At 49.8% G+C, this 12,044-nt stretch carries 9 protein-coding genes; 1 reads left to right on the forward strand and 8 read right to left on the reverse strand.

Annotated features, from left to right (window positions below):
- Nucleotides 1–59: 59 nt before the first annotated feature.
- From NF78_RS15760 to NF78_RS15785, 6 genes are all read right to left on the reverse strand, one after another.
- Nucleotides 60–971, reverse strand: a complete 912-nt coding sequence (locus NF78_RS15760) for a glycosyltransferase family 2 protein (protein WP_035989954.1) — start codon at nucleotides 969–971, stop codon at nucleotides 60–62.
- A gap of 121 nt (nucleotides 972–1,092) precedes the next feature.
- A complete protein-coding gene (locus NF78_RS15765; RefSeq protein WP_052050541.1) occupies nucleotides 1,093–2,571 on the reverse strand; it encodes an oligosaccharide flippase family protein in 1,479 nt (492 codons plus the stop codon).
- 80 nt (nucleotides 2,572–2,651) lie between these two features.
- Nucleotides 2,652–3,662, reverse strand: a complete 1,011-nt coding sequence (locus tag NF78_RS15770; RefSeq protein ID WP_035987797.1) for a glycosyltransferase — start codon at nucleotides 3,660–3,662, stop codon at nucleotides 2,652–2,654.
- A 101-nt stretch (nucleotides 3,663–3,763) separates the two neighbouring features.
- Nucleotides 3,764–4,687: a glycosyltransferase gene (locus tag NF78_RS15775; protein ID WP_035987798.1), complete on the reverse strand. Its 924-nt coding sequence runs from the start codon at nucleotides 4,685–4,687 to the stop codon at nucleotides 3,764–3,766.
- A gap of 19 nt (nucleotides 4,688–4,706) precedes the next feature.
- Nucleotides 4,707–6,194: an NAD(P)/FAD-dependent oxidoreductase gene (locus NF78_RS15780; RefSeq protein WP_035987799.1), complete on the reverse strand. Its 1,488-nt coding sequence runs from the start codon at nucleotides 6,192–6,194 to the stop codon at nucleotides 4,707–4,709.
- 62 nt (nucleotides 6,195–6,256) lie between these two features.
- Complete coding sequence (locus NF78_RS15785; RefSeq protein ID WP_081972654.1) at nucleotides 6,257–7,279, reverse strand: glycosyltransferase family 2 protein; 1,023 nt, start codon at nucleotides 7,277–7,279, stop codon at nucleotides 6,257–6,259.
- A 514-nt stretch (nucleotides 7,280–7,793) separates the two neighbouring features.
- Between NF78_RS15785 and NF78_RS15790 the strand changes: the two genes are divergently transcribed.
- On the forward strand, nucleotides 7,794–8,117 hold the full coding sequence (locus tag NF78_RS15790; RefSeq protein ID WP_035987803.1) for a TMEM14 family protein: 324 nt from the start codon (nucleotides 7,794–7,796) through the stop codon (nucleotides 8,115–8,117).
- Nucleotides 8,118–8,779: 662 nt separating this feature from the next.
- Here the strand turns inward: NF78_RS15790 and NF78_RS15795 are convergent.
- On the reverse strand, nucleotides 8,780–10,237 hold the full coding sequence (locus NF78_RS15795; RefSeq protein ID WP_035987804.1) for a lipopolysaccharide biosynthesis protein: 1,458 nt from the start codon (nucleotides 10,235–10,237) through the stop codon (nucleotides 8,780–8,782).
- 276 nt (nucleotides 10,238–10,513) lie between these two features.
- The gene (locus tag NF78_RS31225) at nucleotides 10,514–11,512 is read right to left on the reverse strand and encodes a glycosyltransferase family 4 protein (protein ID WP_072016093.1); all 999 of its coding nucleotides are present in this window, start codon (nucleotides 11,510–11,512) and stop codon (nucleotides 10,514–10,516) included.
- Between the last annotated feature and the right edge of the window lie 532 nt (nucleotides 11,513–12,044).

Raw genomic sequence — 12,044 nt, forward strand, 5'->3', positions numbered from 1 at the left:
GGCATTCACATCAATAGCATGCCCGCTAAGCATGGCAAATCCGACTCAGTGAACTAGGACTAGCAGGAAGCGGTTGAGGTTGAGGGAGTGGCTTTCTGCTGGCTGCGCTCCCAGAAAAAGCCCGCCACGTTGGCTACCTGGGACAAAAATAGCAGCCCCGACAACGCCACCGCCTGAATTTGAGGTTGACGCGTAAGCGGGTAGATCAGCAGCTGCCAGTAAAACCGCAGCGGCTCCACCTTGACCTGCTCATCAATCCGACGAGACCTGACCTGGTGAAAGCAGTAGGCCCCGCGCCCGTAGTTAAAGTGCTGCCGCCAAAATCGCCGCAGCGACAGGTGGTGGGTATGTCTGACCTTGGCCGTCGGTGCATAGACCAGGGGGAGGCCCAGCTGGAGCCAGCGATCGCAAAATTCGCGGTCTTCCCCCGCCGCCAGCGGAAAGGAAGTGTCGAACCCGCCGCTCTGGCGGAACTGCTCGGTCGCCATCGCAAAGTTGTTGGAGGCAAAAAAGCTGGGCTGGTGGCGACTGTTGTAGTAGTCGTACAGGTAGTCGATTAGGAGCTGGCTAGCGGTTGAAAACAGGTTTTCAGGCAGGGCGTTCACGGTGTAGCCGCCCACCAGCGCCTTGGGCTGCGGCTGCAGCGCGGCCTCTAGGGCCGTGAGCCAGTCGGGGTAGGGCTGGCAGTCGTCGTCGGTAAACACCAGGTACTGCCCCTGGGCCTGGGCTGCCCCGGTGTTGCGAGCGCAGGCGGGGCCGCTGTTGTTTTGACGCAGCAGGGTGAGGTTGAGGGTCAACTTGAAGGGCTCTGCCACCGGGGCGATGGGCGGGCTGCTGCCGTCGTCTACCACGATTACCTCGAAGCGATCGCGGGGATAGCTTAGCTCGGCCAAGCTTTGCAGACAGCTCGATAGGCGATCAGGCCGATTATAGGTGGGAATCACGATCGAGAAGAGCAAAGAGTTTTTCATCGAGTTTTCCATGGAGCTAAACCATCATAACTGTTTCACTTTTCGCTTTAGCCAGAGAACAATGCCGAGCATAGCGGTAAACGAGTTGTCTATCGTGGACAGAAATAAGCGGCCTGGGAGATCAATTTGACCATCCTCTACCAAAAATAAATTCAGCCACAGCAGAGAATTTCCTTTGGGCAATGCCTAATTCATGGGAATTAAACTCGCCCAAGGTAAGAAAGCCAAGGGGAATGAGGGCAGCTAATACCGAAAGCTGAAGCAGCAGTAGAATTCCCTCAGAGGACCAGCTAGATGCCAAAGTATAAAAAATGAGGCTCAGGCCAACGCTGCGAAGCAATGTACTGAAACTGGGGATAATTTTCCAGTAAACATAAACAGCATAGACCGTAGCCAATGCACCCAGAGTAGCTACAGCACTCGATACCCAAGCGGCCCCAATTGAACCAATACGCGGAATAAGTACCCAGTGCCCTACGATCGCGATCGGGACCAGAGGCCCGACCAGGGCAAAGGTCCAGTTTGGTTTTCCAGCCGCCGTAAGAATTGAGGTGGTCACCGAAATCATGGCTAATGAAATAGCCCCAAAGATGAGTACCGACAAAAAGGATGCTGTTTCTAAAAACGTGTTGCCAAAGATCAGCGTGACAATTTGAGTAGCAGATCCTGCCATTAAGCTGGCAAAAGGAATCATCAGCAAGATTGCTCTCATCGCCTCCCGACTCATATTTTTGGCCGCAGCCAAATCTTCTTTAAACAGGGTACGAGTCAGGGTCGACAGCAACAGTGGCGAAAAGGCCAGCGTAAACATTCCGGGGATCAACGCCAGATTTTGAGCAGCGCCATAAAACCCAACTTGAGCCGCCGTGCCACCAAAAATTTGGAGTGCAAACAAATCTAGCTTCTCGTACAAGCGCAGGCTCATGGAAAGCATGAACAGTGGCACGGCATATCCCCACAGTTTTCCGATGGGAAAGGAGGATGGGCTAAACAGGGTGGGGCGAATGTAGAATCTGCTCAGCAGTAGCTCCACCAGAGATGCACCCAGGCTGCCCAGAATTGCCCCTTCAATTGAGAGCCCCATCGCTACCAGAGCTACAATCAGCAGCAGACGTGCAATCCAACGTCCGGCTGTGGTGATAGCCCGCTGCGTAAACCCGCCTGTGCCCACTAAAATACTGCGGTGTACATAGCCTAGGCAAAACAGGGGAATGTCTAGGGAAAATAGCCTGAGGTAGTTGGCAGTGGCGGGTTCATTCAAAAATGCCGCGATCGGGTCGGCCAGCAGCCAAATCAGTGTAGTAAACCCGCAGCCCGCCAAGAGATGTAGTTGCAGCACCTTTGTTCCAATCGGCCGCCAATCCTCTGCCTCTCCCACAAACTTAATCGTCGTTCGGGTAAAGGCAGAGGTCACTGTCCAGCCAATCCAGGACATCAATGATGCAACCAGCGTAAACAGTCCGTACCCCTCTGGGCCTAGATTGCGTGTCAGAAAGCCCGAAGTAATAATTCCAGTTGGCAAAAGCAGAGCTTCGGCCAAGAAAATCTGGATGGTTCCACTAACCAGTTGTCGTTTTGTATGGGAAACTGCGGGAGACATACGGTTAGCCACATTGAATACATCCGATCGGACCCTCGACGATAGATAGACGGGTAAAAACAGTCGTACTATCGGTTGGCCTAGGCCTCAAAATATTTTTCGAGAATGTCGTCATTCAGCAGCAGCCGAGGACGAACAAAGCCAATTCCCAACCCGACTAGAAATAGCCCGTAGGATGCCAGCACCACAGGAAGGGCAAGGGGCAGGGAGACTAACCGTTTAGGATCCTCTACGATCAGCCGGTAGGTGCGTTGCAAGACTTCCCTGGTTTTCCTGACCGTAATGCCGACGCAGGCCACTAGGTCAAACAGAGGATTGGCTACTAGCTGATCCTTTTGCTCTGGGTTTCCAGTCATTCTGGCCACAGCCAGAGCATCGTAACCGAGCAGTAGAAACCGCCAGAAAAAGTGGGAGAGTCCATTCGGTGCTGCATGAACAGCCCGAGCTGAAGGTTGTTGCCAAATCTGGTAGCCTTTGTTCGCTAATGAGTGGGCATGGACTACGCAGTTTCCTCGATAGATAGGAAGATCGCAGGGAATCGGGTGACTCAACAAAAACTTTTGTCTAAAAGCAACGTTGTTGCAAAAGTAGTTGGCGGAGCAATCCAGTTCCCTTTTGCGAGAAAACCTAGGGAAAATATAGGTTATTGCAATGCCTATGTCGTAGGCACTGGAAGCTGCAAGAGATGTTTCGCCAGCTACAACCTGGATCTCAGGGTCGAGGGCAAAGGGTGTCAAAAGGCTACGCAACCAGGAGGATTCATACTGGCAATCTGAGTCACACAGAACTAATATTTCTCCTGTCACTAACGAAAACCCTTTCATCTTGGCCTCGTAGTAATTAGTACCAGCCTCAATCTTTCTGACCTTCAGCCAAGTATACCGAGCGCATAGCTGCTGCATGACCTCTTCAGGCACATCACCACTTTCAAGAATCAAAACCTCATTGGCCTGATCGGGCGATAAATCTTGAGCGGCTAACGTGTCCAGACACTGGGACAATCCATCAATTTCGGCAGTAGACAAGTTTTCGGTCTCAACAACAATAGAAAAGCTGGGTAGTTTTACACCGTGTTCTAATTGTGTGGCCATTATGGCTATCTCCTATATCTCTTGAAAGTTGTCAATTTTCACGTCGCTCTGGAATTGTTTTTACATTGAGGTAAAGGGCTGTCAGCTCAAGCTTCGATCTCTTATACTCGACTCGAAGTCCTGCCCAGTTTAAGTCTCACTACTTCCCAGGCGCTGATGTAGCGCACCATCACCATCACTAGTGAAACCTTAAGTTTTTGATTCAGGTTTTTTAGCCGCCCATCGCCAAAGGCATTGACCACAAAAAAGACCGGCGGCACCAAGTTTTTTAGCAACGCTTGCACAAACATACGCTGGCGCTGACCAAGAGACTTAGCCTGTTTGAGCTGCACCTCGTAGTAGCCACCTGCTAGTCGTACCGTGCGCTGATATAGTTCCCTCAACAATCGCCGTGCCGGATGATCTACCTGAACTTCATCGGCGTAGACCTGCTGAAATCCGGCTTCGAATACCCGTTGTCCCCACTCCAGGTCGCCGTTTGACTTCAGCTGCATGTCGAAAGGTCCCACCTGGTCAATCACCCGTCGCCAGGTGATAGCGTTGGCGGTGGCCCCGCCGTGATGGTCACGCAAAAGCTGCTCCTGGGGAAAGGCCGTCAGGCTCTCAAAAAGCTCCACTGCCGTAGGATGCTGGGGGTCGGCAAAAAATAAGTTGATCCGCCCTACAACCAGTCCACAGTTAGGATCCTGACTTAGTCTGGCTACGCCCCGCTCCAGCCAGTCGACTGCAGGAACACAGTCGGCATCGGTAAAGGCAATCACCTCTCCCTTGGCCACCGCCAGGCCCCGGTTGCGGGCAGCGTAGGAGCCGGGTCTGGTTTCGACCACCAGGGTGGCGTTGTCGTAGGCGGTGACCAGGGTCTTGAGCCCCGCCAGGTCGTCAGAGCCATTGTCGACCACGATGATTTCAAACCGCGATCGCGGGTAGGTTTGCTGGGCTAGGGCGGCTAAACACTGCTGCAGCCGCTCCCCGTCGTTGAAGACGGGGATAATCACCGATACAAAGGGAGCGTCAGAGCGGTGCATAGCGCGTCCTTTTGGTTGCCTAGGCCGCCTGGGACAGCGATCGCCCGGCGGTAACCAGCTCGGCACCCTGCTTCAGCTTTGACCACTCCTGGTCAGTAAAGTTCTCGTGGTATGAGCGCTCGACATTAATGTTCCAAATGTCGTGGTTTTCGCCGACGATGTTGCGGGCCGCCAGCAGGGCGGACAGCATGGAGTGGTCCTGGTTGTTATAGCGGTGCATGCCATTGCGACCCACGGTTTGCAGGTTTTCAAACCCACGGATGTAGTCCTCCAGCACCTTGAGATGCTGACGGTACTCACCGTCGTACACCGGGTAGGCCTTAAACTGGCGAATCACGCAGCCGTCCTCCACATCGCTGAGGGCTACACCCAGACCCAGACGGGCAATCTCACCGGAGGCCAGGGCAATTAGCTTTTCGTCGGACATTTCCCACAGCTCATCCCCCTGACTGCAAAAATACTCCATGCCCAAGCAGGTTTTGCTGGGGTCAGGCACCATTTCCGGGCTCCAGTTCTTGAAGTTTTGAATTCGCCCCACTTTAAATTCAGGGCTGTGGATGTACAGCCAGTTATCAGGGAAGAGATCGGGCTGATCGATAATCAGCGACACGATTAAAAAGTCGCGGTACTTGAGCCCTCGGGCGGCGGCCAGCACCTCCTCGGGCGGCATTGGATCGAGGCGATGAACCAGCAGCGAAATGGGCATCGAGTTGATGAAGTGCTCCCCCACCAGGTCGAAGGTTTTGCCGTCTTTTTGGGCGACAATCTTGGTAATGCGCTTACCCTCGCGCTCAACCCGCACAACCTCGGTGTCAAGATGCACCGGGGAACCATGGCGATCGAGCAATTCCTGGCAGCGCTCCCACATCATGCCAGGGCCAAGCCGGGGGTAGTCAAACTTTTTAATCAGGCTTTTGGCATTTTGACTGCCAAATACAGCGTTGATCACCGCCTGCTTCAGCGACATGTTCTGAATGCGCTGAGCCGCCCAGTCCGCTCGAATTTGGCTGCAGGGAATGCCCCAAACCTTTTCGGTGTAGGTCTTAAAGAAGATCCGGTAGAGCCGCTCACCAAAGCAATCGATTACCCATTCTTCAAAGGTTTCAGCCTCAAAATCAGGGTTCAAATATTTATGCCCCTTGGCCTTCAGGTAGCTAAATAAGATTAAAGCACTGGTGACGGGGCCTAGATTTTTCAGCGTTTTGATCAGTGAAAGGGGGTAGTCGTAGAACTTGTTGTCGTAATAGATGCGCGACATCCTTGGGGTTTGAATAAAATCGTCCCCCAGAATTTCTTTCCAAACGGCCTGCACCTCACCAACCTTGGTAAAGAAGCGGTGCCCTCCAATATCAAAGCGGTAACCTTTGTAGGTTTCGGTGCGGGAAATGCCGCCTACTTTGTCGGCTTTTTCCAATACGACTGATTTTTTGCCGTGCTTCATCAGCTCGTAGCCTGCGGTCAGACCCGCTGGCCCACCACCGATAATTACTACAGGGGATGACTGCATTGATTCAACTCCAGAATTAGGATAGCTATTGTGACAACCAGGGGGGCAAAGACGACGGACTACTAATCTGCGTAGGCAGACAGCTGCCGGAACTGGTAAGTTGCCAGGCCATAGGCAAAGGCTGCGCCGCCGTAAAGAAAGTAGAACCAGTGCCAGGGAATTACCCGGAGGGCAAACCAGGCCCCGCGCTTGTGCCAAAAGAAGCGGTAAACCCGCTGGTTAACCACCAAAAGTCCGATCATGGTGGCGATCGCAACGATCCACAGGAAAGGATTGACCCATCCGCCCACCAGGCAGCCCAAGGCCAGCCAGCTGAGCACAACGCTTAGCTTGTTGGTACGGTCTAGATTGAGATCATTCATCGGTTGACCCTGGCTAAGAATTAACTCCGTCCAGGGTAGCGCTCGGTAAAAAATCTCGGCCCGTAGCAGTGAAACGGGCTGCCAGCACTTCAGGTGCTTGACCTGAATATGTTTGCACAGGCGAATGGTATATCCAGCCCGCCTGAGCCGATAGCCCAACTCAATGTCCTCCACGCAGGGCTTCAGGTAGCGCTCGTCGAACCCTCCCACCGCTCTAAAGGCATCGGCTCGCACAGCCCCGCAGGCTCCCCAGAAGGTTGACGCTTTTTCGGAGGAGATCTGGTGGGTGTAGTGGTGAAACAGATTTTTGTACTGGGACAGAAAGTTGGGTGCCCCCGGCTGGTCGTCGTAGGAGCCAATCAGCGCGGCCAGGTTGATATCCTGCTGAAACGCCTTTTCAACGCCGAGAATAGTGTCGCAACCGACCGTCACATCTGCGTCAATAAAAAACAGGATTTCTCCTCGGGCTAGTCTGGCCCCCTGGTTTCGGGCACGGGCAGGGCCTCCGGCTGAATCGTAGCGAAAGACCGTTGCCCCAGACTCCTTAGCCACCTGCCAGGAGCCGTCGGTATCGCCATCGGCCACCACGATGACCTCATCGGGCAACCGGCTCGACTGCTTCAGGCTGTCGAGGCAGAGGCGGAAGCTCTCGCCACCGTTGTAAACAGGAATAATGACAGAAATATTGAGCCGTTCTGATGCATCACCTGGCATGGAATTCATTGAATCTACGCTTCCTAGAAATACTTATATGCCTGACGGAAAAGAGTTGGTAGTGCAGGATACTGGTGCACCAAACCTTTCCCAATAGAAGAAGCTCCTAGAACGCAGCAACTGATTCAGTACTTTTAGGACTTAAATACAATATCTGCAAATCACCCTTCAGCAAGGTCTTTCGGCCCGAAAAAGCGCTATATATCAGGGAAACTAACATGTCTGTTTTAACCGCATCATGAAATTTCCCTTATCTTTACGATTCCTTTACAATAGCTTCTCCGCTGAAACTTTACTCAAAATCTATCTTGAGGGGGATGCTTAAAAGGGGTAGTTTTTGTTTGTGCGCGGGTTGCGTAAATCAATCTGCCGAACTCAGTAGCCTTCGGTAAAGTCTTGGGATGATTGTGCCAGTAACCACAAGGGTTAGTTGCCATGGGCACCTCAGGCCCACTCTCCCGCTAGGGTTGTGTCGCAACCAAAACCTGGTTAGCCTGAGGATAATTCTGACTTTAGATCTGCCATGCCTACTGGAGCCCTGTACGCGATCGCCTACGCCGCGCTCTCTGCGATCGGTGGCCTGATTGGCTATGCCCAGGCCCGTAGCCAGGTGTCCTTAGTTAGTGGACTGGTCAGCGCCACGCTGCTGCTGGTGAGGGCGTGGCTGTGGCAGGCCGGTTCCGCTGGCGGTGCCGGTATGGCCATGGGCGTAACCGCCGCGCTGGTGATCATCTTCATTCGTCGCTGGATGGAAACTCGCAAGGCCATGCCCGCCATCGTTATGATTGTGGCGGGTGTGCTAGCGTTTATTGGCATGGGCCTATCGCTGGTTGGCGCACAGCAGTAGGTCGTGAGTCAATCGGGCCATAGCTGGCTGTGCCGAGCCGGAACAGACCAGGCGGTTCTGACAATCTATAGCCCAGCTTTAAAGAGCCAACCTCTGCCAGGTTGAGAGAACATTAAGGAGAGTTTGTGGATTGTCTGGAAGTTGGGGAACCTGACGGCGAGGATGTCTGTCTGCACTAAAGCTTGAGCCGAAATATAGTGATGGCTGCACCTTCTGGTTGGTGGTCAAAGCGCCAGAGTGCGGCGGCTAGAGGTGCAACCGCAGGCCCTACACAACCCCTATAAAATTGCCAATGGTCAGCGATGTATGGTTGAAGAAGAAGGTGCTCGCCGGGAATGCAAATCCAAAAAGATGCGATCGCTATAGCCCAGCCTACCCCCCCACGGTTCCAGAGTGTGCCCGCAGGGGTTGCTGCGGCAGATCAATCAACTGTGTAACCTGGCAAATAGCGTTTCCAAGCATAGACAGCAGTAATGTCTGGAAAATTGGGAACAGCTCCAATCACTGCTCTCTGGGTAACAGCAGCAGTAACCTCTGACTGTATACCCCTGAAACTGCATGCTCTGCTAGATACAGGCCGACCATCAGCTTCCATTTCCATATTTGAAAATAAGGGAGTTGATGCTAACAAGCAAAAAATACTGTAGGCGAAAAATTAGGAGCTAGGATTTTCCATGCCTGGACATAAGCAACTTCCTCAATCCCCATAGTTCATAAAAAAGATGACGCGTAAATATAAAGAGCATTGCTATGTAGAGTAAACCTCCCAGCATGGTAGAGATAATTATAACCCAATGGGATTCTACCAAACTTGACAAGAAGCTTTTGAACATAACAATGACCACCAGCATTGCAATAGAGTAAGCTAACGGAGCCATTAACCGATTTAAATAGTCCAGGAAGGTGACTTTTAAAAACTTTTTGAGCATCCAAATGCTGACAGGAATGACCAAAAAATCACTGGCTACATAAGCAAGGGCAACTGCTAAAACTCCCCACTTCACCGCCATCCAACAGAAAATAAAATTTAAGGTGGAATTTAGGATGTCAAGTTTTACATTTTGGAATGGATGGCCTATCGCAATTAATACAGATTGATTGAGCAGGATGATAAAGTAAATCATGCCGCCTACCGATAAAATTTGCATTATCGGTATAGACGGATACCACTGCTCTCCAAAAATAGTTAAAACGAGTTCATCCGCTAGAGAGACAACCCCTAAAAAAAATGGGAAAGCAATTAGACTTGAAAACTGAAGGGCCTTGTAAAAGGCGTTAACAAGTCTTCCTGTGTCTGATTGTAAGCGAGAAAGTGCAGGGAATATAACCTGGTTTGGGGTCTGAACCAAAAGCTGAATTAATACTTGAAAAACCCTATAGGCTACTGCATAATAACCAAGAGAAATACTTCCAAGGAAGTAACCAATTAAAAGAGTATCTGTATTTTGGTTGAGATAGGTTAAAATGTTTGACGATAAGGCAGGAGCTCCAAAGCTGTAGAGTTCTTTTAGGCGATCTAAAGAGAACTTTAGTTTGGGGCGCCAACTGCTGAGGCTCCAAAAGGCTGCAACTCCAACTACTTCAAACGTTATCTGCTGTCCGACCAAGCTCCAAACGCCATAGCCTTGGAAGGCTAGCGTAACACCTACAACACCACTGACTAAAATACCTATAAGTACTCTAGTTGCAATTTTTTGAAATGCTATCTGCCTCCTCAAAATGGCAATGTGAACCATATTGAGAGATTCGAGAAAAGGCAAAATAGAAAAAGCTTGAACAATTGATTTAAGTAGCGGTTCTTGGAAGATAAGAGCGATTGTCGAAGCGCTAGCTAAGCCAAGAAGAGAGAAAAATAACCCGAGGCAGACTTGAGCCCAAAATGCCGAATCCAAATGTTCGGAGTCAAGATCAGGACGTTGGACGAGGGCAGCAGTTAAACCCTGGTTGATGGAAATGCTAACAAACGCTAAGAAAGAGTTGGCTAAAGCAACTAGACCAAACGATTCTGGAGCCAGCAATCTGGCCATGACTAAAAATATGAGGAGTGAACCCATCTGGCTACTCCAATTCTGAAGAAACGACCAGGCAACCCCCCGAATAGTTTGCTGCTTAATATTCATCCTTAGCAAAACTCTTATTTGTGTTTAGAAATATAAAATTTGGAATGCAGCGTTTGTCCTCTGTAAGGCGTGGTCTGATGAAATTATGGCAACCTTATTTTTAAGAGGATAATGAACTCGTTTGATATGAGAGTTTTCATGAGCCAAAAACTGGTAATACCAAATCTAATGTGAGGACGATTAGAAAACTTTGGGTTAGAGATCTTTGGCGGCAAGCCTTGCAGGTGCCGAGTTAAGCGCATCTTCAAAAAATATTGGATAAGGCTAAACTATTCCTCAAGCGCTTGTCTTTCTATTATGATTCGTTGAGGCAGAGTTGTCTTGATCAGGTCCCTTTAGCAAGAATTTTCCTATGCCAGTCTTTGAGTGGAAAAGATGATGTTCAACTTGACAGGTGCTCCATCCCTGCTTCCGCAAAACTTTTGATGCAAAATATTTTGAAGTATTTTTTCTGTCGATAAATATTTTTTCAAGGGCAGAATCTCTTACTCTTTGAGGATCAGGAGTATGGTATTTATAATATTCCACTGCTTGAGCAATGGCTTTGGGATTAGATGGGACAATACGGGAATTTTCCGTAGTAAAGTAACGTGCTCTGCCCCCTTGAGACCTGGTGCTGACTACTGGAATGCCACAGAGCAAGCCTTCTAAGCTAGCCCACATGGCTCCTTCAACTTTTGATAGAGCAAGGATGCAATGAGATTTTTGCATCAAGCTTGTGATCTCCTGAAGGTCGGATATATAGCGTTTGTTCCAATCTGCATGCTTAACTTTAGGCTCAAACTGCCTCAAGTCATATTCACCCAGTGAGTTTTCAGGACAAGCGTAAGTTAAGACATAAAGTTTTTTAATGTACTCAGCTAGGTGTAATCGTTTAAAGGCTACAGCTTGAGCCGCATAGAATGCATCGTAACGACAGTCGCGATCCTCATTTGCTAAGGTGAAAACCTGCTCGTTAATGAACTGACCTTGAGGCATTAATAGTACTGGAATACCTAATGCTCTGCAGCGCCAAACTTCTTCTAAAGAATTGGCCATGACTATATAGTTCACCCCCATGGCATGCAGACTTCTCCACCTCCTGAAACGAATTTTTGCAATTTCCCAGTTGAAAAACCACATTAGGCTTTCGAAACACCAATCCCCTGGTTTAAGATGATTTACAAGCCTAGCCATAACATCTTTCCCTTCAAAGCTTGCCTTGAAAATGTAAACACCAGGCTCGTCAAAAACTTTGTAGATGTGATCAGAGACTAGGCGATGTTGGGCAACCATAATAATTTGACCTTATTTTATTCCTTGGAACGCTCTGCTTGGTTAGGAGTTCTACAGGCTGCAGGATTGTCTGGCCCAGACCTTTGAAGCGTAGTTGAAAAACTGTTCCACATTATAGGGTGGAATAATGACTGAGCTGAAACAACCGATCGCGGCCATGTCGGGCAGCACTATGGCCATTGACTTATTACACTGGGCATAAAACTTTTAGAGCGATGACGTTTTTATCCCTGATTAACCGCAGGAAAGGCCAAGTGTTTAACCCAGAGCTTGATTATTTGAATTGTTGCCAATGCTTGAGATTTTGAAAAGCTCCTAGTAGGAATAGTCAAAGGTTGACCTAGCAATACTTTATATTATTGATGAAGCTATCATAAATACTTGGTCAAGTCATAAGGATATTTCTGGTCTTTACAGATATTTTATGATCGAAATTGAAAATTTTTGATAACTGTTCTTGGACAAATTCTAGTGCCAGCGGCTTTAGAGCAGTTAGCGGCATTCCCTAGTCCGTCCTCGGTAATTTATAGCT

The organism is Leptolyngbya sp. KIOST-1, from assembly GCF_000763385.1.
Lineage (GTDB): Bacteria > Cyanobacteriota > Cyanobacteriia > Phormidesmidales > Phormidesmidaceae > Nodosilinea.